The 26,093-nt window shown below is 49.3% G+C and carries 23 protein-coding genes, 1 riboswitch and 1 other annotated feature; of the genes, 10 read left to right on the top strand and 13 right to left on the bottom strand.

Annotated elements, in window-relative coordinates; translation table 11 throughout:
* Window positions 1–36: 36 nt before the first annotated feature.
* The gene (locus B9Y93_RS13090; protein ID WP_085494857.1) at window positions 37–1,317 is read left to right on the top strand and encodes an MFS transporter; all 1,281 of its coding nucleotides are present in this window, start codon (window positions 37–39) and stop codon (window positions 1,315–1,317) included.
* Window positions 1,318–1,686: 369 nt separating this feature from the next.
* Window positions 1,687–2,529 (top strand): tyrosine-protein phosphatase, encoded by an 843-nt coding sequence (locus tag B9Y93_RS13085; RefSeq protein ID WP_085494856.1) that lies wholly within the window; start codon window positions 1,687–1,689, stop codon window positions 2,527–2,529.
* Window positions 2,530–2,722: 193 nt separating this feature from the next.
* On the opposite strand, the gene B9Y93_RS13080 is transcribed toward B9Y93_RS13085, so the two are convergent.
* From B9Y93_RS13080 to ilvA, 5 genes are all read right to left on the bottom strand, one after another.
* The gene (locus B9Y93_RS13080; protein WP_139829170.1) at window positions 2,723–3,271 is read right to left on the bottom strand and encodes a hypothetical protein; all 549 of its coding nucleotides are present in this window, start codon (window positions 3,269–3,271) and stop codon (window positions 2,723–2,725) included.
* 294 nt (window positions 3,272–3,565) lie between these two features.
* A complete protein-coding gene (locus B9Y93_RS13075; RefSeq protein WP_085495149.1) occupies window positions 3,566–3,904 on the bottom strand; it encodes a DsrE family protein in 339 nt (112 codons plus the stop codon).
* 147 nt (window positions 3,905–4,051) lie between these two features.
* Window positions 4,052–5,716: a glutamine--tRNA ligase/YqeY domain fusion protein gene (locus tag B9Y93_RS13070; protein ID WP_085494854.1), complete on the bottom strand. Its 1,665-nt coding sequence runs from the start codon at window positions 5,714–5,716 to the stop codon at window positions 4,052–4,054.
* Window positions 5,717–5,792: 76 nt separating this feature from the next.
* Entirely contained in the window at window positions 5,793–6,752 is a 960-nt protein-coding gene (locus B9Y93_RS13065; protein ID WP_085494853.1) for a coiled-coil domain-containing protein, read from the bottom strand.
* A 278-nt stretch (window positions 6,753–7,030) separates the two neighbouring features.
* Entirely contained in the window at window positions 7,031–8,284 is a 1,254-nt protein-coding gene (gene ilvA, locus B9Y93_RS13060; RefSeq protein ID WP_370738979.1) for a threonine ammonia-lyase IlvA, read from the bottom strand.
* Window positions 8,285–8,461: 177 nt separating this feature from the next.
* Window positions 8,462–8,701: a binding site (T-box leader), on the bottom strand.
* A gap of 252 nt (window positions 8,702–8,953) precedes the next feature.
* Between ilvA and B9Y93_RS13055 the strand changes: the two genes are divergently transcribed.
* Window positions 8,954–10,300, top strand: a complete 1,347-nt coding sequence (locus B9Y93_RS13055) for a Na+/H+ antiporter family protein (protein WP_085494851.1) — start codon at window positions 8,954–8,956, stop codon at window positions 10,298–10,300.
* A 353-nt stretch (window positions 10,301–10,653) separates the two neighbouring features.
* Here the strand turns inward: B9Y93_RS13055 and B9Y93_RS13050 are convergent, their stop codons facing one another.
* From B9Y93_RS13050 to B9Y93_RS13030, 5 genes are all read right to left on the bottom strand, one after another.
* Window positions 10,654–11,466, bottom strand: coding sequence for a TatD family hydrolase (locus B9Y93_RS13050; protein ID WP_085495148.1), 813 nt, complete (start codon window positions 11,464–11,466; stop codon window positions 10,654–10,656).
* 122 nt (window positions 11,467–11,588) lie between these two features.
* On the bottom strand, window positions 11,589–12,506 hold the full coding sequence (locus B9Y93_RS13045) for an ABC transporter ATP-binding protein (RefSeq protein ID WP_425320340.1): 918 nt from the start codon (window positions 12,504–12,506) through the stop codon (window positions 11,589–11,591).
* Window positions 12,467–13,246, bottom strand: coding sequence for an ABC transporter permease (locus B9Y93_RS13040; RefSeq protein ID WP_085494850.1), 780 nt, complete (start codon window positions 13,244–13,246; stop codon window positions 12,467–12,469). The genes B9Y93_RS13045 and B9Y93_RS13040 overlap by 40 nt, the downstream gene beginning before the upstream one ends.
* Window positions 13,243–13,536, bottom strand: coding sequence for an MTH1187 family thiamine-binding protein (locus tag B9Y93_RS13035; protein ID WP_085494849.1), 294 nt, complete (start codon window positions 13,534–13,536; stop codon window positions 13,243–13,245). Before B9Y93_RS13035 ends, B9Y93_RS13040 begins: the two co-directional genes overlap by 4 nt.
* Before the next feature lie 64 nt (window positions 13,537–13,600).
* Window positions 13,601–14,641 carry an ABC transporter substrate-binding protein gene (locus B9Y93_RS13030; RefSeq protein WP_085494848.1) on the bottom strand — a complete coding sequence of 347 codons (1,041 nt, stop codon included), beginning with the start codon at window positions 14,639–14,641 and terminating at the stop codon, window positions 13,601–13,603.
* 329 nt (window positions 14,642–14,970) lie between these two features.
* Window positions 14,971–15,083, bottom strand: a riboswitch (TPP riboswitch).
* A 193-nt stretch (window positions 15,084–15,276) separates the two neighbouring features.
* Here B9Y93_RS13030 and B9Y93_RS13025 point away from each other — a divergent pair.
* From B9Y93_RS13025 to B9Y93_RS12995, 7 genes are all read left to right on the top strand, one after another.
* The gene (locus B9Y93_RS13025) at window positions 15,277–15,753 is read left to right on the top strand and encodes a DUF1722 domain-containing protein (protein ID WP_085494847.1); all 477 of its coding nucleotides are present in this window, start codon (window positions 15,277–15,279) and stop codon (window positions 15,751–15,753) included.
* 61 nt (window positions 15,754–15,814) lie between these two features.
* The gene (locus tag B9Y93_RS13020; protein WP_085494846.1) at window positions 15,815–16,555 is read left to right on the top strand and encodes a ZIP family metal transporter; all 741 of its coding nucleotides are present in this window, start codon (window positions 15,815–15,817) and stop codon (window positions 16,553–16,555) included.
* Window positions 16,556–16,876: 321 nt separating this feature from the next.
* A complete protein-coding gene (locus tag B9Y93_RS13015; protein WP_085494845.1) occupies window positions 16,877–17,725 on the top strand; it encodes a hypothetical protein in 849 nt (282 codons plus the stop codon).
* 262 nt (window positions 17,726–17,987) lie between these two features.
* Window positions 17,988–19,844 carry an NAD(P)/FAD-dependent oxidoreductase gene (locus B9Y93_RS13010; protein ID WP_085494844.1) on the top strand — a complete coding sequence of 619 codons (1,857 nt, stop codon included), beginning with the start codon at window positions 17,988–17,990 and terminating at the stop codon, window positions 19,842–19,844.
* A 97-nt stretch (window positions 19,845–19,941) separates the two neighbouring features.
* Window positions 19,942–20,421 carry an adenylate kinase and related kinase gene (locus tag B9Y93_RS13005; protein WP_085494843.1) on the top strand — a complete coding sequence of 160 codons (480 nt, stop codon included), beginning with the start codon at window positions 19,942–19,944 and terminating at the stop codon, window positions 20,419–20,421.
* Entirely contained in the window at window positions 20,408–21,403 is a 996-nt protein-coding gene (locus tag B9Y93_RS13000) for a polyprenyl synthetase family protein (protein WP_085494842.1), read from the top strand. Before B9Y93_RS13005 ends, B9Y93_RS13000 begins: the two co-directional genes overlap by 14 nt.
* Before the next feature lie 87 nt (window positions 21,404–21,490).
* Window positions 21,491–22,024, top strand: coding sequence for an ADP-heptose synthase (locus B9Y93_RS12995; RefSeq protein ID WP_244903395.1), 534 nt, complete (start codon window positions 21,491–21,493; stop codon window positions 22,022–22,024).
* Between the two features lie 116 nt (window positions 22,025–22,140).
* On the opposite strand, the gene B9Y93_RS12990 is transcribed toward B9Y93_RS12995, so the two are convergent.
* From B9Y93_RS12990 to B9Y93_RS12980, 3 genes are all read right to left on the bottom strand, one after another.
* On the bottom strand, window positions 22,141–23,469 hold the full coding sequence (locus tag B9Y93_RS12990) for a PTS sugar transporter subunit IIC (RefSeq protein ID WP_085494840.1): 1,329 nt from the start codon (window positions 23,467–23,469) through the stop codon (window positions 22,141–22,143).
* Between the two features lie 13 nt (window positions 23,470–23,482).
* On the bottom strand, window positions 23,483–24,643 hold the full coding sequence (locus B9Y93_RS12985) for a glycosyltransferase family 4 protein (protein ID WP_176228921.1): 1,161 nt from the start codon (window positions 24,641–24,643) through the stop codon (window positions 23,483–23,485).
* 124 nt (window positions 24,644–24,767) lie between these two features.
* Window positions 24,768–25,889 (bottom strand): hypothetical protein, encoded by a 1,122-nt coding sequence (locus B9Y93_RS12980; RefSeq protein ID WP_085494838.1) that lies wholly within the window; start codon window positions 25,887–25,889, stop codon window positions 24,768–24,770.
* Between the last annotated feature and the right edge of the window lie 204 nt (window positions 25,890–26,093).

Below are 26,093 nucleotides of genomic sequence, written 5' to 3'. Positions count from 1 at the left end.
TTTACCATATGTCCAAACAAGGAAGGGAGCTTCACCATGACTCGTCATACTACACATTCATCTGCAGCCGCTCCAGCTGGGGGCTTCAACAGCCTGCGTCTATTTACCTTTCTCCTGTACGGCGGTCTCGCCATCTTCGGCAGCTACTTCCCGATCTTTCTGCATGAAGAAGGCTTCAGCAAAACCGAGATTGGCTGGCTGCTTGCCATCGGCCCCTTCCTGTCCATATTCGCCAATCCCTTCTGGGGATATATGAGTGATCGGATCGGCAATATACGACGTGTACTGCTGATTCTGCTGCTCAGCAATATAATCATTGTGCAGTTCTTGTTCCATACGACGATATACGGTCTCTTATTTGCCTGCACCGCCATCTTCTACTTGTTTCAAACGCCGCTGTTCAGCCAAAGCAACAGCTTGATCCTTACCTCGATCGACGGGACGAAGCATAAATTCGGGGCTTTTCGCATGTTTGGGTCTCTCGGCTGGGCACTGACCGCAGCGCTTGCAGGATCGCTGTTCAACGTGCTGGGCGTAGGGGCGCTTTCGTATGTGTACGCGCTGCTGCTGACACTGGCACTGCTAGCCGCCATGGCTCTTCCTAGGCCTGCTGGAGGCTTGCAGCCCAGAATCGGCCCAGCAGGTGCCAGCGTGCAGAAGACAGCAGATAAGCAGGCTGGCTCAGGCTCGTTAAAGGCCGTGCTGCTGTCCCCCGTCTTTATGACGTTCGTGCTGCTCGGTGTGCTCATCAGCGTGCCCAATGGGATCAATAACGCCTTTGTTTCGCTTTATATCACCGATCTTGGCGGGGACAAATCCGCAGTAGGCTTGTCGATCTTCATGTCATCGATTTTTGAGATCGTCATCTTCTTGCTGTTCGACCGCTTTCTGCGGCGCAAGGTATCTTCGATGCTGCTTGGCTTAACCATTGTAGGCGTCCTCTATACCTTGCGATGGCTGCTTATGTCTATCGCCACCGAGCCTTGGCAGGTGATCGCCATCCAAGCGTTGCACTGCGTGACTTTCGGCGGATATTTCTATATCGGGACACAGTTGACGGCTATGCTCGTCCCGCCGGCCTTGCGCACTACGGGGCAGTCTATCTACACCTTGACATGGAGCAGCATCTCAGGCACAGTAGCAGGCTTTCTGGGCGGTACACTGTACGACCGCCTTGGCCCTTCCATGGTGTACGCATGGGGCAGCCTATGCGCATTCATCGGCGCCATTGGCTTCGCGCTGCTTACCTGGCTGGTTATACGCAGCCAAGCTAAGTTAAGCTCCGGCTTAGACCAAGAGCTATCATCCTCATCATAATGCGTTCAATAAACATTATTTCTAGGCTGACAATTCGGCTGACAGCTGTCAGGGGGAGTTCAAAGGAACGCTACGGTCAAGTGTGCACGGACCTCCTAGAATAGAAGAGAAGCGCACGAGTATCGGGATAGCGGACAGATGCACACCGATTAAAAGCAAGCTACAATCGTATATATAGAAGTTGTCGAAATCGAAGCATATGCGATATGACGCATGGAGCATCAGCTGTGCCTTGCGGAATAAAACGCTGAACCTCAGAGCATTAACTACAGCCGTCGATGCGAATATGAGCTGAAGTTGTGTGAGGAACTGCAATCAGCATGGATATGCCATTCGCATATCGCGAACAGACATCGGAGGGAGACCAACATGACTATTGGAAGAAAAGATACGCTCATTACATCCCGTTCTGCTGCGCAGCAGCGTATGGTGCCCATGCAGGGCGTGAGCAATTGCCGAGATCTTGGGGGTTATACAGGCAAGGATGGCCGCTTGGTCAAATGGGGCATGCTGTACCGCTCAGCAGAGCTTTCCGAACTGTCGGAACAAGATATAAAACAGCTGCATGCCATTGGCATCCGCACCATCTGTGATTTGCGAGATCGCGATGAGATTAGCGCTATGCCGACGCCAGCTCTTTCCGCGGTGACCAACATCAATATCCCGTTAATTCCTGCTGACAACGGCCCAGTCGTTCGTCAAGCTTATGATCTAGGGGATACGAATAAGCGCGCTCATCTGGACCGATTTGGGCCGCCTGACCAGCTGCTCGTCCATTTGAATCAGGCCATGATTCAATCCACCCAAGCGCTGCAGGCCATCTTCAAGCTGCTTTTGCAGGATCACAGCACGCCGTTTCTGTTCCACTGTACGGCTGGCAAAGATCGAACCGGACTGATTGCGGCACTCATCCTGATGGCGCTCGGGGTATCTAAAGAAACCATTATGCAAGATTATTTGCTGACCAATCAATACTTGGACACTGCCAAGATTGCAGCCAAATCCAGAAGCACGATGCAAGCACAAGCGGATGTCCCTGAAGAGATAATGCAAGACATCATGAAAGCCGTCATGGAGGCCCGACCCGAGTATTTGAATGCTGCGCTTGATCAAATGCTGGAGCAGTACGAGGATATTGAGCATTATTTAACCCAAGCAATAGGCTTGTCAGCAGAAGAGATCGTGAAGCTTCAGAATAAACTGCTCTCATAACCTTTCTACCCTCGCATGTAAAAATAGGCCTCTTCTCAGGAAGCTATCTGGAAGAGGCTTTTATTCTGGTCTTGCTTGCTCTTGCTTGTCACGCGGTTGTAGCACTTCACTCATGATTGGTATATTCATCAAGGACGTCTACGACTGTTCCATTACCTGCGCTACCGCTTGAGACTCTAATTAAGGTGCGGTTTTATTTTTCTTCAGCTGCATTTACATTCTTATATACAATATCATGATTCTGAGAATAGCCTGTAATGTCTACAGGGTTAATCTGAATTCGATCGCTAATCGCAATGACGTATCGGGTATTATTGTACTCCAGCGTCTTGAGCTCCTCTTTCATGTCCAATCCGCCTACGGATCGCAATGTAATATGATTGATCGAATCTTTAAACAAGATGGCACAGAAGAGCACCATTCGCTGCTCATTCCTCTGCTTTGTGTTTACCTGCCAATAGAGATCTCTCTCCGGTACTCCCCCGCGATCCAGCAGATAAAGATCGATCGTACGGTCGGGACCTACAAAGAAGAGATGTGTATTTTTAAGACTGTCTTTGAGGAACGAGATCTGATATGAGTTCCATTCATAGGTTGCCATTGTATCGGGGTCAAGCTGCGTGGCAGCGCCAACACGGGATTGATAGAGCTCTATAGGATCCTTGTACGGCATCCTATTTATTTCAAGCAGAATGAGCGTAATAAACAGGCTCATAACCAGCATCCACCTTATTTTTTTCATAAAGCCTCCTTAGGGGCTGAATCGTCAAACAGATGCCAATGACTATCTTCCATTTATTCGGGAATGTTTATTCTAGGTGAGGTAATAGGCGATCACTTCCAAGGAGCTGGAACAGCTCCATAGAAGTCATCGCCAGTGGTATATGTTGTGGAGTCGCTTGATCCGTTACTTATAGATTTTAACGATCAATCTTTTTGAAATACAGTGAAGTGGTTTGAGACGAGCAGCGGCCATCATACACTTACGACCTACTCCTTAGAGCTTGGTACCATGCCTGCTTCTTATACGGCTCTATTAACCAAGCGTGATAACCGCATGCTTGGCTGCCAACTCGACAAATGTGTTCATGCCAGAGATCTGTCCCGCCGCAAGCTCTGCTTCTATGCCATAATGATCAACACAGGTCTTGCAGGCATACACGGGCACGCCAGCTGCTTCGATCTCTGCCAGCTTCAACGAAGCTAAAGCGTTGGACGTCAAGGCCAATACCCCGCGATTCATGCAAAAGATCGCTGCCGGCAGCTTATGCTCCGTCTTCAGGACGGTCAAGAACGTTTCCAATATAGTCGTTCCTAATCCATCTGCCGCATCTCCAATCGAATCCGACTGCAGTAAAATGACTTTGTTCTGCATGCTTCTTACCTCCTCCTTATATCTGGATATGGCTTCGTAAATCAGATCGATTAGTCGCAAATCCACAAATGCTAGACAGGAATCTGCATCCTCATCAACCATAGAAAAGGGCCATACCTCACAGGCATGGCCGCTCATTCTTAACCATTACGCCTTTGGAAGCTCGAAGGAGCTCTTCAATGAGGCAATCAAGTTAAATACAATATGATCTTCTGTCGTATGCTTCGGATCTACGTTAAAGTAGCCATGACGGAAAAATTGGAATTTATCGTGCGGCTTGACGTCCTTCATATTAGGCTCAATAAAGCCCTGTTCCACGATAAGCGAGCTTGGATTCAGATGATCCAGGAATTCTCCCTCGCCATCTTCCGCTTCATCCAGCACAAGCGGTTCATACAAGCGGAATTCCGCTGGCACAGCATGAGTAGCGTCGACCCAATGGAGCGTTCCTTTGACCTTGCGGCCTGTAAAGCCCGATCCGCTCTTCGTCTCTACGTCATACGTGCAATGCACCTCAACCACATTGCCGTTCTCATCCTTAACAAAGTCGTTGCACTTAATAAAGTAAGCATGCTTCAAACGAACTTCATTGCCAGGGAACAAGCGGAAGTACTTCTTCGGCGGTTCTTCCATAAAGTCATCCTGCTCGATATAAATCTCGCGGGAGAATGGAATCTGGCGAGTGCCCATCTCAGGGTTCTCCGGATTGATCTCGGCATCAAGCCACTCCACTTGGCCTTCTGGATAGTTCGTAATCACCACTTTAAGTGGCTTAAGAACCCCCATTGTACGAGGCGCTTTCAGCTTCAGGTCCTCACGCAGGAAGTGGTCCAAATACTTGGAATCAACCGTGCCGCTGCTCTTCGATACGCCAAGCTCACGAATAAACGAACGAATCGATTCTGGTGTGAAGCCGCGGCGGCGAAGTCCCGATACCGTCGGCATGCGCGGATCATCCCAGCCATCTACAACACCCTCATCAACGAGCAGCTTCAGCTTGCGCTTACTCATGACTGTATTGGTCATATTCAGGCGTCCGAACTCATATTGATGCGGCACGTTCTCCATCTCAGTCTCTTGAACTACCCAATCATAGAATGGACGCTGATCTTCGAACTCTGTTGTGCAAAGCGAATGCGTAATGCCTTCAATGGCATCCTCAATCGGATGCGCAAAGGCATACATCGGATAAATGCACCAAGTGTCGCCTGTATTGTGGTGAGTCGCGTGCGCGATACGGTAAATGACCGGGTCGCGCAGGTTAATATTTGGCGAACTCATGTCGATCTTCGCACGCAGAACCTTCTCGCCGTTGCCGAACTCCCCAGCGCGCATACGCGCAAAGAGATCCAAGTTCTCTTCGATCGAACGCTCACGATAAGGGCTGTTCTTCCCTGGCTCTGTCAGCGTGCCTCGCGTCTCGCGAATCTGATCCGCCGATTGATCATCCACAAAGGCCTTGCCCTTTTGGATAAGCCGCACAGCACGGTTGTACATCTCTTCAAAATAGTCAGATGCGAAACGAAGCTCGTTCCATTTGAAGCCGAGCCATTCCACATCTTCTTTGATCGCATCGACATATTCCTGATCTTCCTTGAGCGGATTCGTATCGTCGAAACGCAAATTTACTCTTCCCTTGAACTCTTCAGCCATGCCGAAATTCAAGCAGATCGATTTCGCATGCCCGATGTGCAGATAACCATTTGGCTCTGGCGGGAACCGCGTTACGATCTCGTCAACACGTCCTTCTTGTAAATCCTCCACAATAATTTGACGAATAAAGTTATTGGAGGCGCTGTTCGTATTCTCCATCATATCAACCCTTCGCTTAAACCTTTTTACTAATATAACGGTAACTATCGTTTGTTTCAACTTTCCTGCAAATCATTTACATTTTATAGGTTAAGATCAATTGATCATACCGTCTAGTTGCTTCTTGAAGACTTCCTTCTACTTGAATACGGTATTCGTTCAAGCGCTTTAGAATTGGCTCCACACGGGTAATTCCCTTGTTCACTGCCTCAAGAGAGCTCTGTATTCTATTATTCACCATCCAGTCTGCAATCAGACCATCTAAGAAATAATCGGCAAACTTAAGGCCGCCCTCAATATGCACCAAATCGGTGCCAGCAGCCGCCTGCTCTACATCCTTCAGCTCCCGCTGAAAGGTGCGCAGCGCATGGTTTGCTTTGGTTACCGATTCCTGAGCCTCATCAATCCGAGAGTGCTTGATGTGAGTGGCTAGCATGCCGCCGCCAAGCATATCATAGGTGCTCCAGTTCTTGGCGGAATCAAAAGACTCCCCTGCACGGCGCAACGCCCGAAGCGCATGCTCTCCTGCAGCACGAGCTTCGCCAAGCTCCTTCTTCTCATGCAGGAGCTTCACCTTCTGCTGCTGCAATTCATCCAGCGCGCTTGCGAATGCAGAGTCATGCTCACGAAGCAGCTCTTCTTTCTCCTGCATGGCCTGCTTGAGCTTCGTGTCCCAGCGGCTGACGTCAATAAGCTTGCGCGATAACTCCGCGCGATCTTCCTCCAGCGCATTCGCCTCGCTTAAGGCTAGCTCATAGCGTTCCTTCGCCTTCAGCTCCTCAATCTGCTCTTCGCTTAGCTTCTGCTCCTTCGTTCCTATCAGCGTATAGAAGAGATTGGATAGCGAGCGATTCGTTAAGCGCTCCACATCTTTCTTCTCTTCCTGCCACTGCTGCAGCAGCCGCTCTACTTCTGACTCTGCATTACGAAGCTCTGCCCTTATTCCATTCAGCTGTTGTTCCCACTTTGCATGAAGCTCCCGCTCCAGCATCGCAGCTTCGATGTGACGATCGAGTGCTATGATCCGCTCTCTCATGTCGCTCATCCTCCCTTATCCAGCGTCCCTAATTAACGAACATATACCTATTTTATACGGGCAAACTCGGGCTTAAGGTTCAAATAGAAGAAATGGAGCACTCTAAGCGTGCTGCCTAGCCTCATTTAATAGGGATTGGAGCTAACCATTCTATCACGATACATGTTACAAAAAGCTTATGAAAAATAGCCAAAGAGACGGTTAGGATGAAGCGTGCTCCAAGAAGTGCAACTCCCTTCCGTCTATGGCTGACTGAGTCGCGATGAGCAGAGCTCAAGCTAGACAAGCAAATCGAATAACACCGAATCCTTATTCACTTCAACGTAGCTCAGATTCTTCGCCTGCATACGTTCAATCAATGCACTGTAATCGTTGCGATCTTGGAGCTCGATTCCTACTAAGGCTGCTCCATTATCCTTGTTGTGCTTTTTAATATATTCAAAGCGTGTAATGTCGTCATTGGTTCCCAGCACTTCTGATAAAAATTCACGCAAAGCGCCAGCGCGCTGCGGGAAATTCACCATAAAGTAATGCTTCAGGCCCTCATAGATAAGCGAGCGCTCCTTAATCTCCTGCATGCGATCGATATCATTGTTGCCTCCGCTAATCACACAGACCACTGTCTTGCCACGAATCTGGTCGCGATAGAGATCAAGTGCAGCCACAGGCAGCGATCCCGCAGGCTCCACAACAATCGCATTCTCATTGTACAGCTGAAGAATTGTGGTACAGGCTTTGCCCTCAGGAACCTTAACAATATCATCCAATAGCTCTGTACATACTTCGTAAGGAAGCTTCCCTACACGCTTAACCGCTGCGCCATCCACAAATTTGTCGATTTGCTCTAGCGTCACCACTTCCTTGCGGGCAATAGCTTCTGTCATGGAGGCTGCTCCCTCAGGCTCCACTCCAATGATGCGAGTCTCTGGGCTCACCGTCTTCATGTAGGTGCTTACACCAGCGACGAGGCCTCCCCCGCCAATCGTGACAAAGACCATATCAGCAGACGCATCGAGAGATTCCATAATCTCCATGCCTACTGTTCCATTTCCAGCCACGATGTAAGGATCATCGAAGGGGTGGATGAAGGTCATGCCGTTCTCCTCGCAGATCTTCATAGCCGCATCATAGGCATCATCGAAGGTGTCTCCCGTGAGGACAACATTAACGTAAGTCCCGCCAAAGCGTTTGACTTGGGTAACCTTCTGAGATGGCGTTGTACTCGGCATAACAATGGTGCCTTGAATGCGAAGCGCTTGGCATGAATAGGCCACCCCTTGCGCATGGTTGCCTGCACTGGCGCACACGATGCCGCGCTCAAGCTCATCTGGCTGCAGGTGACGAATCTTATTGTAAGCTCCTCGAATCTTAAAGGATCTGACGATTTGCAAGTCTTCCCGCTTCAAATAAACGTTGCAGTCGTACTTGGCTGATAAGTTGGGATCGCGCTGCAGCGGAGTTCTAACAATGACCTCCTTGAGGGTGTGATGCGCGCGCACGATATCCTCCATTCTAACATTCATCTTCTCCATCTCCATTTCTCACTCTAAGTATCTAGTCTACAAGGAGAAGCAGTTCGATCCACGCTCTTGATCATTGAATCTGCTTCTCCTGAACCTTACTCCTGCAGCAAAGAGAACGCCTCGGACTCCCCATGGCATTCTTAGCCTTAGACAGACGAAAAATAAGCACAAAAAAGCCCGCCCCTAAAAAGGGACGAGCTTGTCACTCGCGGTACCACCCTTATTCTGCATCGCAATGACGACACAGCGCTTGGTTAACGCCTGTTGGCGCAATCCCTGTAACGGAGGAATCCGTCCGCGCCTACTGCTTACGTTCAGCACGGAATCTCTGAGAGGATATACGTCCCAATTCGCCATCGACTTTCACCGACTGTCGACTCTCTGAGGACTACCTTGACACGTACGTGTTCTCGTCAACGAATGTTGGCTTTGCCTTCCATATTGATTCTTATTATGTGCCATGTAAAGAATAAAAGTCAATGACTGTATGATATCCATCATGTCTTTACAGTGAGGCGGGAGGATGTAAATAAATTCATATTGCACGTCACTATAGTAAAGTGGTAATGTGATAACATAATAAATTGCACATCAGAAACATCTTAATCGCGCTCCCTATCAGCCCTAGTCCAGTCATCTAGAGTTCGAATAAGAGCCTACGGAAATGAGGACATCACGATGAATGCCGTCTTATTATCATTAGCCATATTATTCATTCTAAGCCTGTGCCGCATCCATATTGCTCTAGCCATGATTATAGCTGCCGCCGTCGGCGGGATTGCTGGCGGCATGGGCTTAACCGATACAATCAATATCTTTACAGAAGGACTAAAGGATAATGCATCGATTGCATTAAGCTACGCCCTGCTGGGCGCCTTTGCCGCAGGCCTTACCGAGACAGGGCTCCCCGAACGACTGGTGAAGCGAGCGGTAAAGCTGGTCAGCGGCAGACATCTATCAGGCAAGACATCCAAAGTCACGACGGTGGCTGTCGTCCTCTCGGTCGCATTCATCGCCTGCCTGTCCCAAAACGCCGTTCCCGTGCACATCGCCTTTATTCCTGTGCTGATTCCACCGCTTCTGTCGTTGTTCAATCAGCTTCAGGTGGATCGTCGGGCCGTGGCAAGTGCGCTAACATTCGGCTTAATTACGCCGTATATGCTGCTTCCAGTCGGCTTCGGAGCCATCTTCCATGAGACCGTCGCCTCCAATATGACGAAGAACGGTATGGCAATAGATCCATCCATGCTGCCCACCGCGATGCTGCTGCCCGCCGGCGGCATGCTGGCAGGCCTGCTGATTGCGGTGCTGTTCAGCTACCGGAAGCCAAGAAGCTACAAGGATGTGTCCTGGAGCGGCATGAAGGAGGAAGCCGGTGAGGAGGATAAAACCTCCGCTGGCAGCTATTCCGCACGCCAGACGATTGCTGGACTTATCGCGGTTGCCGCAATGCTTACGGTGCAGCTGAGCACAGACTCCATGATCTATGGAGCTGGAGCAGGCCTTATCGTCTTGCTCCTGTCCCGCATTATGACCCGCAATCAATCCAACCAAGTATTTTCTGACGGCATGCGTTCCATGGCCTATATCGGCTTTGTCATGATGTCTGCGGCAGGTCTTGGCGCCGTGCTGCGGGCCACAGGCGACATCGAGTCATTGGTTCATAGCTGCGCAGAGCTGGTAGGCAGCAACCGTCCGCTTGCAGCATTGCTTATTCTGCTCATCGGTCTGCTTGTGACCCTTGGCATTGGGTCCTCTTTTTCAACGATTCCCCTGATCGTGACCGTGTTCGTTCCACTGTGCATGGAGCTTGGCTTCAGTCCGCTTGCGACAACCGCGCTAATCGGCACAGCTGCTGCGCTTGGAGACGCAGGATCTCCTGCATCGGACAGCACCTTGGGGCCTACGTCAGGTCTTAACGCAGACGGTCAGCATGACCACATCTGGGATACCTGTGTGCCGACTTTTCTTCACTACAATCTACCGCTGCTTATCGCAGGCTTTATTGCAGCTATGGTGCTGTAAGACGCTCTTAAGTGCACGAATAGAAGCTCTCTCTTCACCTATGAAGAAAGAGCTTCTTTATGTCCATCCATCATCTCTTTGAATGAGCATGCTTATCAGGCGTACTGCATCAGCCGATTATTAACAACTATACAATTAGAGCAGATAGAGCAGAGTACCATATTGGAACCCCTTGACATGCTGGCGCACTCCACCAGCAACTTCCGATAATAAGACTTAGAGAAGAGGAGATTAGCAGTTCAATACATTCCTCGCGTCATCATGGAGCACCACTTACAGCACACAGAGTAAAAGAAAGGCTGCTCGCAAGCAGGGCCGCAGCGAGCTGGATAGCCAGCAGACCTCATCTCACGTCACGAGGTCAGCTTGTACAATCGGCATGCATTGTCCCACATCTGTTTCTGAGCTTCTTCTTCCGTAAGACCTACAAGCTTCGCCCAGTTCTGCACGACCGTAGTCACCATCCCGGGTTCCGTCCTTCTGCCACAAAAGGAGCCTTCAAACGGCCATGGTCCATCCGTCTCGCTCATGACTTGCTGAATGGGATAGCTGCTTGCCAAGCTTTGAATCTCAGCCTCATATTCAATATCTGGCGTGAACGAGACATAATAGCCGTTCTGTGCCATGCGCTCAATCGTCTTCGCATCCCCCTTGAACCAGTGAAAATGCGCCTTCTGCACATTCCAGCGCTCCAGCAGTTCACAGACTCTAGGCGCATCATCATAGACTGCATGCAGAACAATAGGCACATCCCAGCGAGCAGCCCGCTGAATGAACGGCAGCAGCTGCTCCTCATACGGAGTCAAGTCGAATGATCGGCCTTCCTTCAACGCCTCTTCACGCAAATAATAAGGAAGCCCTACCTCACCGACAGCGCGGATGGAAGTCTTGCGATCATCCATCCAGCCTAGCAGCTGTTCCAGCTCGTCTTGAGAAGCCATTGGCTGCTCGGGATGATATCCATAAGCCGGTACAATCTGGCGCGGGTATTGAGCCGCCAGAGCTTCGGTTTGCACACATGACGCCATATTCATCGATACCGCAATCAGATGCGTAACCGACTGTTTCTCCAGCGCAGCCATGATCGCCTGTTGTTCCTCCGCGGTATACTGATCAAAATGAATATGGGCATCTACGTAACGTGTGGAATGCGACCGCTGGAGCATGCCTTCCCGTTGTATTTGAATCGATCTATTATACGAATGCATAAGATCATAACCTTTCTGAACGCTTCCTTCGTCATATGCTTCATCCTGAAGAGAAGAAGCACTCTCTTTATGTCATGTTTCTATATGCTCTGATCTCCTTGAAGCAGGCTCGACAATTGAGCCTTCAGCTCCACGAAGTCTGCACTTCGAGTCAGCGTATCGCGGCGCGGCCGCGGAAAAGGAACCTCAATTCGCTTCAGCACGCTGGCTGGCCGGTGGCTGAGGACATAGATGCTATCTGACAGCAACAGCGCTTCCTCGATGCTGTGTGTAACAAACAGCACCGAACGGCGATGCTCCTCCCACTGTGCAAGCAGCCAGCGCTGCATCTCGCTTCTCGTTAACGCATCCAAGGCGCTGAACGGCTCATCCAAGAGCATCAGCTCGTGCGGGCTCATCATGGCGCGCACGAAGGCCGCGCGCTGCTGCATGCCGCCAGAGAGCATATGCGGATACGCCTTCTCATAGCCTTGGAGTCCCGCTTTCTCCAGCCAGCTGGCTGCTTCGCCGCGAAGCTCCTTCTTGCTTCGGCCTGTCAGCTCCCGCGCCAGTATGACGTTGTCTTGAATCGTGCGCCAAGGGAACAAGGCCGGCTGCTGCGGCATATAGCTGACATGACCCGTCTCTCCTGTCACCAGCTGATCATGGATGAAGATTGACCCTTGATCAGGGCGCAATAGACCGCCAATGAGGTGAAACAGTGTGCTTTTCCCAGAGCCGGAGGGTCCAATGATGGATACGAACTCTCCCTGCTTTACATCTAATGTAATCTGATCCAGCACATGCACCTTGCTGCCGCCTTTGCTGTTCGAGAAAGACTTGCTCACGTCCAACATCCGTAGCGCCACAGCTGCTTGCGATGGTGCGGTCGTAGATGCAGTTTTGGGTTCTTTAGTAGATGCTGACTTAGGTTCTTTAATGGAATGCTCAAGTTGTAATCCGATCTTGATCCCCTCCTTTACGATAATTCGTTTTCTGTCTTCGAGGATTGCTGCCAATGCACAACCCTGCGTTCAATCCATTGCACAATCGTGAACATCGCAATGCTTAGCAGCACTACGATCGCAATCGCCACGAACATCCGATCCGTTCGAAAAGCCGCCTTCTGCAGCACCATATAATAGCCAATGCCCTTATCTGTCCCAAGCCATTCAGCCACGATCGCACTCATGACACTGTAGGTTGCCGCAATCTTAAGACCCGAAAACACAGACGGCAGCGCATGAGGAAGCTCCAGCTTCCAAAACAACTGTGAGCGGCTGGCTCCAGCCATGCGCATATAATGCAGCATGGTGCGGTCCGTCTGCATCAAGCCGTCCATCGTTGCAATGGTGATAGGGAAGAAGCATACCAGCGTAATGACCACGATCTTTGGCATAAGTCCGAACCCAAACCAGATCATCAACAGCGGCAATAGCGCAATCGTTGGAATGTTCTGGCTGACAATGATGAGCGGATAGATCGCTCGCTTCAGAAGCGGAATCGGATGGAGCAGCATAGCGACAATCAACCCAAAGGCTGCTCCAAACGTAAAGCCCAGCAGCGTAAGCTTAAGCGTAGCCCAGGTATGCTCGAGAAGCACAGGAACAGAAGCTGCCGCTTCCTTGGCAATATCGATCGGACTTGGAAGCATCCATTTGTCTACTTGAAGGAGCATGACGGCAAGCTGCCACACCACGAGAAGAAGCAGGACAGCCGCAAGGGGCGGTCCTGCTTGTGACCAGCGTCTTCGATTCATGGACGATACTTCTCCGTCAGTGTGTCCATTGAGATGCCGTCTGGCTTATAGCAGATCTTCACCTGCGAAATAATACTGACACAGCCCATTTCCATAACAGCCTCATTCATCTTCTCGATGATGCGCAGCAGCTCGCTCATCTCACCTTCCATCGTTGTCTCCAACGGGTTGACCTGATATTTCACGCCTGATTGTTGAATCACTTCAATGGCACGATCAACAAATGGGATGACATCCTCGCCATGCTTCGTCTTCGGAATGATTTGAATGCTTACCAAACTGTTCGCCATGTTGTCTCTCTCCCTCTCGTCATCTTATCGTTTATGGTTGCATGAATGTGCGCAGCCGCGATTATTAAGCGTCTGGCAGGAACTCATTCGTAAAGGCTTTATCCACATCAATTTCTTGTTCCATCAGCTTGTGATCTACAAGCCACTTCGCATAGTTATCCCACACTTCGCGCTTTTGCTCGCCCCAACGAGGTGCATCATCTTGATATTTAGGGCTCAGCCATTGCTGTGAAGCCTGTACAAGCTCTTTATCCAAGTCTGGAACAGCCTTTAGCAGAAGATCCGCAGCTTGCTCGGGCTGCTTCATTGCATATTGGTAACCTTTCGATACGGCACCAACGAAAGCTTTGACCACTTCAGGATCATCTGCAATCATCTTCTCACTTGTGGCCAGCACTGGCGTATAGTAATCCAAGGCATCTGATGACTCATTGACATAGATCATGTCAATAGGCTCGCCTCTCAGCTCAGCCTCAATTCCTGTCCATGCGTAGAAGATCCAAGCAAAGTCGATATCCTTCTTCACGGCAGTGAAAAAGTCGGCGTTGCCCATGTTGACATTTCGCACTTTGTCGAAGTCGGCATTTTCATTTTTCATAATCGTGCGAATGACCGCCTCCTCGACAGGAGATCCCCAACCGCCATATGTCTTGCCTTCAAAATCCTTCGGCGATTGGATATTTTTGCTCTTAGGAGCGGCAAAGCCAGATGTATTATGCTGAATAATAGCCGCCAAGGATACGATCGGCACCCCTTGAGAACGAGCCTGTGTGATGTTCTCCTGAACCGTAATGCCGAATGCCGCCTCGCCAGAAGCGATCATTGCGTCTGACCCGCCGGTTGCAGGCTGAATAATCTCAACATCCAGCCCCGCTTCCTTAAAGTATCCTTCTGCCTGAGCGACATATAATCCGGTATGATTCGTATTCGGCGTCCAATCCAAAACAACCTTGACCGGACGCAGCTCCTTCTCAGCCGAACCCTGCTGAGCAGACTCTTCTCCTTTGCTGTTGGAACCGCAAGCCGCAAGCGCAGCTGTCAGCATCATGATCATCGTGAGCAAGAATGCCCGCTTTTTCCATCCTGACGTTCTTATGTGGTGCATGATAAATATCCTCCTCTAGTGTCTTCCCGATAATGACTTTGAATCCACAGCTGTATGCGTATTCGACCCATTATGAACATAGGCGTCATCTTGTTCTTGGTATTCCCCCCGGACACCGAAGACGAACCCTTGTGTACGAAGCAAATGGCTGCACAAAAAAAGCGCCCCAATATGGGACGCTGTCAGCTTTGCGTATAAAGTACATAAGGTCACACAGGGATGAACAGCTTCATGTATAGACTTATCCTTCGCATGCGAGCATCTTCATGATCATCTCATGAGATGCGCACGGGCTTCCAAGTCCATAACGAGAAGCGGCTCTAGCCTCATGCCTCGATATGACGTCTTTCCTACGCTGGCATTACCCAGATCAGGTGAAGGGTCGGTATCTTTATGGGATACAATCTCAGCCGGCCATATTCCAGCCCCCCTAGCGTGCTATTCAAGTTATCGGTTGATGCATTATCACACGTAATTATAGCCCTAGCCTCCACTATTGTCCAGCATCTGGGGCGTTATTTCCGATCTGGCACACGCAGCTGATTCATGCTATGATGAACCGGAATTAATGAAATGATCGGGCTGAACCGATATACAAAAAGGTTATCCTTAACCTTCACGGGAGGCAAACATATATGGAGCAGAAGCATCCATCCATGACAAATTCCCTGAAGTCTGTTCGCTATGAGGCAGAACGCCAGTGGGCGCTGCGCAAATATGACATCATGGCCCGTGGATATCAATTCTACAAAGAGGTATCCCAGTGTTTCCGCGAAGCCAGCACGATAACCAACTATGCGATGATCATCGAGCGTCTTAACGAAATCTCTAGTGAAGAGCCCTATTCGGCAGCAGGCCTTCGCACATCGATCGAGCACATGTGGGGTTATATTAATAAGAAGGCAACTTCTGCGGAACGACAGCATATGAAGATGCTGTGGCAGCAATGGCAAGAAGAGCTGAGCCGTCATCCTGCGTCTACAGGGTGGAGCATAACAGAGCTCCCTTCTTCAGCAGCAGCGCTGCTTGATTACATTAAGACCTTGTCGGATGTGTATCAGATCACGTATTTGCAGAACAGCTTCAAAGCCAGCTTCTGTGCCCTCAACTAAATTACCCGAGAGGTGCATCTCGTTACAACCATACTGTCAACACAAAGGGTGACTCAACTACATGACTGACGTCTTCATTGGTAGCACCATTTCGGCCCTATCGACTGGGCTAGGCGCCGTACCCATTCTGTTTATGAAGCATCTGTCTCACCGCTGGCGTGATATATTGCTTGCGTATACGGCAGGAATTATGACCTCTGCCTCCTTGCTGAGCCTAATTCCGGAAGCGCTCGGTCAATCCAATGTATTCGTGGTTGCGTTTGGCCTATTGCTTGGTACGCTGACCTTGCTCTTCCTAGAGCATAAAGTACCTCATGTTGATCTTGAGGACCCGAACGCACGGCATCCATTCAACTTGAATATTGATAAGCGGGCTTTCCTGATTATTGCAGCCATTACATTGCACAACTTGCCCGAAGGGCTCTCAGTAGGGGTTAGCTATGCAAGCGCTAATGACGCTTTAGGGCCGCTGATCGCCTTTTCCATTGGGCTTCAAAATGCGCCTGAAGGGTTTCTTGTAGCCTTGTTCCTGGTTAATCAAGACGTAAACAAATGGAAGGCACTCGGCATTGCCACCTTAACAGGAGCGGTAGAGATTATTACAAGCCTTCTTGGTTATTATCTCAGCAGCATGATCAACAATCTGGTGCCCTATGGACTCGCCTTTGCAGCAGGCGCCATGATGTTTATTGTATATAAAGAGCTTATTCCTGAGAGTCATGGACATGGCTATGAACGAGCGGCAACCGTCTCTTTTGTGCTTGGTCTCATTACCATGCTTGCCCTAACGAGTTGGATCTAGAACAAGCAAGAGTAGCTTCTTTTACTTTGCATGAACAGGTAAGCAGCAGGTCATCCTAAGAATCAATCCGACTCGTTGCAATGACGACCAGAATGCCGCATACAGCCGATGTTCAAGCCGTTTTTCTCAAAAAAAATATGATAAATTTGAGAATTATGACGCAGATAAGCGCTTTCCTTATAATTTACTTTCTTCACCCCCTTGAAAGATTGTAATAAAGTGTTACAATGTAGTTGCAACGAGTTAGATAAAATTTTCACAAATAAGATTTAACTCAGTTTTTTACACAAATACTTAAATTTTAGCGAAGGTGTGGTTGACATGAAAAAGAATTTGGCATTGCTTGTAGCAGCAATGATGGCATTCGGTCTGTTGGTAGGTTGTGGCGCAAAGGACAACGCAGAAAAGCCTTCTACTGGAACTGAGCAGCCTTCCACAGGAACAGAACAAGGACAATACGCTGACGGCAACTACTTTGCAAAAGGTACGCCTGACGATAATGGCTGGATGTACATGGTTCAGCTTGATGTTAAAGATGGAAAGATCACAGCTGTGAACTGGGATGCAGCAAACACTAAAACAGCTGGAGATACAAAGAAACAACAATCCATCTCCGGTGAATACGGCATGAAAAAAGGCGGCGCTTCCTCTGAGTGGCATGAACAAGCGAAGCTGATGGAAGATACGCTTCTTGAAAAACAAGATCCAAAGCAAATCGAAGTAAATGACGAAGGCAAAACGGATGCTGTATCCGGCGTGTCCATTCATGTTGGCGACTTCGTGAAGCTGTCTGAGCAAGCACTTGCTGCTGGCCCTGTAGAAAAAGGAGCATATAAAGACGGTGCTTACAAAGCTGAAGGCAAAGACTTCGACGATCAAGGCTGGAAAGAAACATTCAACGTTACTGTATTTGACGGACAAATCGTGGCTGTAAACTGGGATAACGTGAACAAAGAAGGCGCTTCTAAGAAAGAACAAGCGGCTGCTGGAACATACGGCATGAACTGGCATGAGCAAGCAAACCACATGGAAGCTGCTCTGATCGAGAAACAAGACGTAGCTCAGCTTGGCGTTAAAGAAGATGGCACGACCGATGCGGTATCCGGTGTATCCATCCACGTAAACGGCTTTGTTAAATTGGCTGAAGAGGCTTTGCAAGGCGCGAAATAATCGTGTGCTGAGTAATCACTTCATATAACAGCATGTTAAAAGATGTTCGTAATCGTCTTATAGAAGAATAAAAACAAGCGATACCGAGCGTTAAAAGGACAGTGGACGGCTCCGCAGTCAAGAAATCTAGGTGATGAGTGTTTTCCTGTGAAAATCATCACAGACTTTTTTGCCCCGGAGCCCCATTGTTTATATGGTGACATTATAACCTGCTATAGGTTTGATGATATTTTTAACTTTCAATCAGGGGTGAATCCAAGCCATGAAAAAGATCGTTGTATTGGGCGGCGGTTATGGCGGTGTGCTGACGGCGAAGAAGCTAGCGAAGCGTCTTGGTAATGAAAAAGACGTAAGCATCTCCCTCATAGACCGTAAACCTTATCATACGATGTTGACGGAATTGCACGAAGTGGCAGCATGCCGCGTCGAAGAAGAAGCTATTCGAATGGATTTGAAACAAATCTTTGCTGGACGAAAAGTTGATGTTGTGCTGGATGAGATCACAAACATTGACTTCGACGGTCAGTCCCTTAAAGGCAATCACAAATCCTATGACTATGATTATCTCGTTATCGGTACCGGTTGTAAGCCATCCTTCTTTGGGATCCCTGGTGCAGAAGAGAACTCATTCTCGTTTTGGTCCTATGAAGATGCCGTGAAATTGAAGCGTCAAATTCGCGACATGTTCTTGCAAGCATCCAAAACAGCTGATGCTGAGCGTCGCAAAGAGCTGCTTACCTTTGTTGTCGTGGGTGCTGGCTTTACAGGTGTAGAGCTGATTGGTGAACTTGCTGAATATCGTGCTGAGCTCTGCCACGAGTTCCACATCGATCCGAACGAAGTTCGCTTGGTGGTTGCCGATATGGCGCCTAAGATTCTTCCAATCCTTCCTGACAAATTGATTCAAAAAGCAGCGAAATACCTTCGCAAAATGGGCGTTGAAATGATTACAGGCGCAAAGATTACGGGCGTTACGGAAAACTCCGTTGTTCTTGGCGAAAAAGGCGAAGTGAAGGCTGCTACAATCGTATGGACTGCTGGTGTTGAAGGTTCTGACCTCGTTGGCAACCTTGACGTTCAACAAAATGGACGCAAGCGTATTGTAACGAACGATAAGCTTCAATCCATTGATCATGAGAATGTGTATGTTGTCGGCGACAACATCTTCTATATTCCTGAAGGCGAAGAGCGTCCGATTCCTCAAATGGTTGAGAATGCTGAGCTGTCCGCAGGCATTATCGCTCACAACATTGTTGCGGATATCAAGAAAGGCAAGCATAAGTCCTATAAGCCAACCTTCCACGGTACAATGGTGTGTATTGGCGGACGTTATGGTGTTGCATCTGTCGGTATGCCTGGCAAGATGTTCAACTGCTCTGGCTTCTTGGCGATGTTGTTCAAGCATCTGATCAACATGGTGTACTTTATCCAAGTGCTTGGCTTCCACAAAGTGTGGACGTACAAGATTCACGAGTTCTTCCGCGTGAAGAACAACCGCAGCTTTGTCGGTGGACACTTGGCAATGCGTTCTCCGAACATTTGGCTCGTTCCGCTCCGTATTTTTGTCGGGGGCAAATGGTTCCTTGAAGGCGTAGACAAGATGCAGAAGATTCTCGCTGATCCGTCCAAGATCTTCTTGATTCCTGCTCCAGTAGCAGACGGAACATCCGGTGCTTCTGTTGCGGATGCTGCAACAAGTGCTTCTCAAGCAGCTGAAGGCGCGGCTGAAGCGTTTGGCCCTGCTCTTCCGGTTCCTGATTTCCTTAAGAGCATGGTTAACTGGTCCATGGATACATTCTTCTACACCAGTGACGGTGGCTTCACAGGTCTTGCGCACTTCTTCCAAACTGCAATGGTTGTTGCGGAATTGGTATTCGGTGCGATGTTGATCCTTGGTTTGTTCACGGCTCTTTCTTCCCTTGCAACAATGGCAATGGGCGTTATGATCTATATGTCCGGTATGGCCGGCTATGAAATGCTCTGGTACTTCTTCGGTGCATGCGCATTGATCGGTGGTTCCGGAAGCACGCTTGGTCTCGACTACTACTTGTACCCTCATTTGAAGCGTATTTGGAAGAAGATTCCGTTCGTGAAAAAATGGTACCTTTATACGGACTAATCCGTAAATAAGAATAGATGTGTTCTAATAAACGTAAAGTAATGTGTACATGCTGCACATTACTTTACTTATTTGTACAGGGAAACGGGGTGTTCCAATGAGCCAGAACCTCATGCAAGAGACGAAGCAGCTATTGAATCATGAGCTCCCACAGCAAGCGGGAATCCATGTAACAGCTGGTGAAGATGAAGCCAGTCTTCGTGATATGGCAGAGCTGCTGCTGGACTACGATATGGACCCTGGGGAGCGTCGAATCATCCTTGGATGCTACTGGTTGCTGCTCAAGGCTTATCGTTCCCATGATCATGTGCACCACGCTGAGGTTGCAGGCAAGGCGGTATTGGATGGGGATTTTCTGCTTAGTTTCTATTTACAGTTCGCCGTGCGGCATGGCTTCGTGGATCTTGTAGGCGACCTAGCACGTACAAATAAGCGAATCCAGATTCGGCTTGCCGAAGGGTCACGATCTGCTACCTCTCAGCTCCACCAGCGGCTGACACGTTTTATTGCCAAGCGTTATTCAAGACGATATGCCACTACACAGCGATTTAAGCAGGTGACGTATGACGTTATCTAATGACTCTTTGTCGCAGCAGCTCAATATTTCCTTAGATCGTGTGAATCGAGATCTTGAACGTATCATAACTTATGATCAGGACCTCTCTTCACGATCTGTCGTTGCGACAAGCATTCTTGATCTTATTCGGGCAGGAGGCAAACGCTTACGCCCTCTTATGGTTATTGTCGGCAGTCGTTTCGGAGAAAGTCCAGAGAATCGAGATGTCTACAAGCTTGCTGCTGTATGTGAATTCATCCATGCTGCTTCTCTCATTCATGACGACATTCTAGACGAAGCGGATACAAGACGCGGGCAGCCCGCCCTTCATCGGAAGGTCGGAACGAGGACGGCTGTCTATGTCGGCAACTATATCACCTGCCGAGTCATTGAATTGCTAACAGAGCAGGACACAGAGCTTGAGAACTACATTCAGGATCTTACATCGGTAACAACTACCCAACTGTGTCTTGGCGAGTATCAACAAATGGAACAGCGTTATAATTTCAACATTACGTTGGAACAATATTGGGAGAAGACACGCAATAAGACCGCTCTCTTAATGGCTGCTTCTCTTCAAGCAGGTGCGCGTGCTGGAATGGCCGATCCTAAGGTTGCTGAAGCCTTGTATCAATTCGGCGATCAGCTTGGCATGGCCTTTCAAGTGCGTGATGATGTTCTCGACTATATGCAGACTGCCGATACGCTCGGCAAGCCTGCTGGAGCGGATCTGCGCAACGGACAGGTCACTCTGCCCGCCATGATTGCCATGGAAGATCCCTTTGTCCGCGAGCAGCTGATGCAGCTGACCGAAGACTCTCCATCTGAAGCCTTTGATGAAGCTGTAGGCCTGATTCGCGATTGCGGCGCGCTCGCTAAAGCACTGGATATGAGCCATGAATTTATGCAGAAAGCATGGAATATCTCGGAGGAGCTATCTCATTATTGCGCTCATCGAGATCTGCAAACCTTGTGGCGTTATTTTGAAGAACGAACCTATTAGCATCTGCCCTACTTTCATGACGATACGCAGAATGGTATGATGGAAATACCTGTCACGATGCATTTGTTGTTCAAAGGAGGATGGACGGTGCAGCCTCGACGTTTTGTAATCGAAGCCATTATGCTCGCGATATACGGCCATTTGCTTGATCCTAAGCGGCCTGTTCAGTATATCATTCCGTACACCTCCGTTATGGAGCTGTACGAGATACGCGAGAGCGGCGAGCGAGTGATGCCTGATCCGGAAGAGGACCGGCTCGCCAAGCGCTATATTCACGAGCTGCTTGATTACTTCGAAAGTGAAATGAACAACAAGAAGATCAAGCGCGCACTCTCTCAACCTTGGAAGAGCAGCCAACCGCTCCTGTTGGAGTCGAATGCGAGCTGTATCGTGGTGAATGCGATGGATAATATGCAGTACGGTGAATTATTCGACCCGATTGAGACAGAACTGATCCTGACGAGCATTCGCGAGCAAGCTCCGCTGCTTACGGATCAATTTGAATTGATCAGCCGTCTCATCGAGCACGAGGTTCCCGTTCCCATCTATGATGTTGATGACTTTGAATATGCCTTGGAGCATGATCTTGAGCATGATCATTATCGACTTGGCAAGCCTTAAAACACCACACAAAGAGACAGTGCCCCTTCAGCCCGCGGCGGTTGAGATAGCGGTGCTGTCTCTTTTTTTACATGCGAGGCACACTCGTATCATAATAGACGTGAATCTACTCTTCCTTACTGTGCAGCTGACAGCGCCTGCTCGCTAGGCTCCTCTTGCTGCTTGCTTTGATCCCATGCTTTGAAAAAAGGATAGTAGATGAGCATCGCAATCATAAAGTTCACGAGCTGCATAACGGCACCTGACCATTTTCCCCCTGTAGCCAAAAAGCCGCTGATGCCAATCGGTGTGGTCCAAGGAACGGCTATGCCAACGGGTCTTGCTACCCAGCCCCAGGACATCGCTGCATACGTTGCGGCCGCCGTCACCACTGGAGTCAGAATAAAGGGAATGCCAAGCCTTGGATTCAGCACAATCGGAATGCTGTAGATCACCGGCTCGCTAATATTAAATAGAGCAGGGATCAGCGACACTCTTCCCATCACGCGAGCCTGCCTGCTCCTTGCGAATCGATTCATAAGCACGACCAAGGCGAGCAAGGAGCCCGCTCCGCCAATCGAGATCCACACATCGAAAAATTGCTGGGTCACAATATTCGGTAATGGGAGCTGAGGGTTCGCGGTATAAGCCAATCGATTCTCATCCATGAGCGTGATCCAGATGGGCACCACAATAGCGCCGATGAGAGCTCCTCCGTGAATCCCTGCCAGCCAGAACAGCTGCATGACCAAGATGATCACGAGCACGCCTCCAAGCGAGCCTGCTGCCTGCTTCATGGGCTCTGCTGCTAGGGTGGCAACCACCTCAAACAAATCCTGATACCCAGCAGCCTCCAAGCTTATTCTTACAAAAAGAAAGAACGTAATCATCGCCAGCGCAGGGATCAGGGCCGAAAACGATCTTGCCACGAGAGCCGGCACTTGAGGAGGGAGCGTGATAAGCGCTTTTCTTTTCATCAGGACTTGATATAATTTATAGGAGAGCGCAGCCACGATCATCCCCACAAAGATGCCTTTGCTGCCCAAGTAGGATGCTGGAATAACTCCATCCACACGAATGGAAGCAGCCTCCGAGGTCTCTATCACCCGATAATCAGGAATCATGATAAAAAGAGAGACCAGACTCAGCACGCCGCACATTAAGGCGTCAAGCCCTTCCCTTTCTGCCAATCGATAAGCAATGCCGAAGCTGATGACCAAGGCTGATATGCCATAGGTAGCCTGTATGGGATACAGCAGCGCTTGCTTCCATCCGCTTCCGAACAGGTTGCTCATCCATGCTTCGTAGCCCGCAATCGGCAAGCTAGTGAAGATCAAGAACAGCGATCCAATCATAAATAACGGGATCGTCAGCATGACGCTGTCTCGAATCGCCACGATATAGGCGTTCTCCGTCCAAGCCAATACGGCATTGTTTAGCTTGGCTGCCAGAGGAGGCATATGCATGGATCTCCCTCCTTTACGAGGATATCTTGCTTCCCGCAGATTGCTTGGCTTGATAAGAAGCTGCTTCATACAAGTACGGCTCCATCCGATCAACTACCTTTTCCCATGTGAACTTGCTGATGGCTTTGTCATAGCCTCTTACACCCATGCGCTTCATGAGATCAGGGTGCTCAAACAAATGGCACACATGCTGTACGAGACGCCTTTCGTCGCCTCTTTCGATGAGCAGTCCTGTCTTGCCATCATCAATCACCTCTGGCACACCGCCTGTGATGGTGCCGATGCAAGGAAGCTGATACGCCATCGCTTCTGCAAACACATGCCCAAAGGTCTCCGAGCGCGTTGGCAGCACAAACACATCTGCTGAGCGATATAAGGCATGCATTTCCTCCTTGTCATGGACAACCCCTTTATAGAACACACCCGGAACCTCCGGCATTGGGTGTCCGACAGGATTGCCGATAATCGTAGCCCTTGTGTCCGGGAATCGTTCTCGAATGGCTGGCATTGCCTGGAGGAGCGTATCCAGTCCCTTTGCTTCATAGTGATTGCCTACAAACAAGATGTGGGCGCTCCCATACGGTTTATCGATGCGTTCAGGAATGGCATCCATATTGATTCCGCCCCACACCGTAACGGCACGGTCAGGATGCACGCCGTAATCATGGATGTAGGACTGGCGAACCTTGTCCGTAAAGGCGAAGACATAAGCAGCCTGCTGCAGCATCTCGGTTTGGAGCTCATTGATCTCCTTGCGAATCTTCGGGATGACCCAATGCGGATATTCGCGCTCGTTCAGCTTGGTGGTCCAGTCATTATATAGGCAATACGGCGCTCGGCTCGGGTAACGATCCGTTGGGGAAAAGAAGAACTGCCATTGGAAGATAAGATCAAACGGATCTGCATGCTGCTCCAGATGCTTGCGGCAAAGGCGGCTCTTCGCCCGGAATAATGCGCAATGACGTTTGTACGCACGCTTCCACTCTTTATTGCCAATCTCATAGGTGCTGAGCAAGGAATAGGCCCTCGACAGCAGATTAGGCTTTGGCTGATACACATCGATCAGCTCTGTCCGCTTTGACAACTCCTTAAAAAAGTAATGCATAGCCCCTCCGACCCCTGTTGTTTGAGTCTGATACTCGCTTTCGGAAGAGGATAGACCGATAATTTTCATCTTCGTTCTCCTTCCCATGATCATAACGCAGCTAATAAAAACAAGGCAGGACGAGCACTAGACTCGTCCCAGCATCATAGGTATCTATTTCATCTATCCAGCACTTAAGATGGTCTAGTTGGAATCAAGCCTGAAGGGAGCGCTGCTGCTTCACAAACCAGCTCGCATTGCGGTCAATAATTCGATAGAGAGACGGACCAGCGGATGCCAAAGCATTAGCCAGCGATTCCTCTACTACGTTGTAGGCAAAACGCTCGCTCTTCTCCTGTTCGATCTTCTTCTGCATATAATAGGTTCCAGAGACAGAGTATGCCCCCACCTTGACCTTTCGCGACAGCTCATGAAATTGCGGGATGTGATGGAGGATGCGATTGATCTTCTGAGCGGTACTTTCATTCAGACGAAGAAGGGCTTGAACGGGTGGCGAGTGAAGATAATCAGACAGGAAGTTGGCATTTGCCAGAAGCAGCTGAGCCATGAGGATCAATTGGAAGTTCTCAAGCGGCTTCACGATGACCTGATTGGAGCCATCAAGCACATCGGTGAGCATTTGAATGTTCATCTCGGTGAAGTTGCCTACGAGGATTTTTTGGCCAGTATCCAGCTTGTCAGGGGTATGTTCCAAATAAATATAAGCGTTCTTGGTCTCAGAATTCTGTGAGAAGGAGCTGATCTTAATATCAGTACGCTGAATCTTCTCCAAGGCTTGTCTCGTTAACAGCACTTCATGCTCGATGCGTCCCAGCGTAATAATGCTGTCCATCCCGCTCTCGGCAAAGTGAATCGTGATCGCTTGAATCAGCTCGGCTGTCTGCTCATAAGATAGATTCCCATCCTGATCCTTCACGCCCCATGTCCCATCCTTATTCAGCGCAATGCTGAAAGGATCCACGACAATCTCAAGCTTGTCCTTCGGGAAGTGCTCTCGAATCAGGCGAATCGCCTCTCCATGGCTGCGAATAACCGCATCGTCATCAGGGCCATACAAGCTTCCTCGAATTCGGAGCACCACAGAGGATATTCCGAGCGTGAGCAGCTCTTCAATAAACGCAATGGCGTTCGCCGTGGATCGAAAAGGATACTGCGGCATATTAGCCATCAAGGAGGTCTGATTGCCGGACAACGTAACATCAATGTCAATCGGTTGAGAAAAATGCTCCGGCCGCACCTTCGTCTCGTATTCGTGCATGATCCTTCTGCTCGTTGCGCCTTCCAGCTTCGATGGAATCTCCAACAATCCTACCATAGTGTTTCCCTCCATTTTCCTATAATTTATATTTCAGTTATATTTATAAATTAATTCCAGTATTTTTACAAGTCCTATTTTTATTAAACCTGTGGATTTACAAGGAATTAATGTAGGGCTTTAGGTTTATCTTTTAATCACAGCCCTATGTTCAGCAATCTACCACATATCTGCCTCTCAGCAATGAGCGAGTGAAGCCTTGTG

The organism is Paenibacillus aquistagni, assembly GCF_900177815.1.
Taxonomy (GTDB): domain Bacteria; phylum Bacillota; class Bacilli; order Paenibacillales; family Paenibacillaceae; genus Paenibacillus_B; species Paenibacillus_B aquistagni.
The sequence above is the reverse complement of the archived record's forward strand: the minus strand, read 5'-3'. Positions and strand labels throughout refer to the sequence as shown.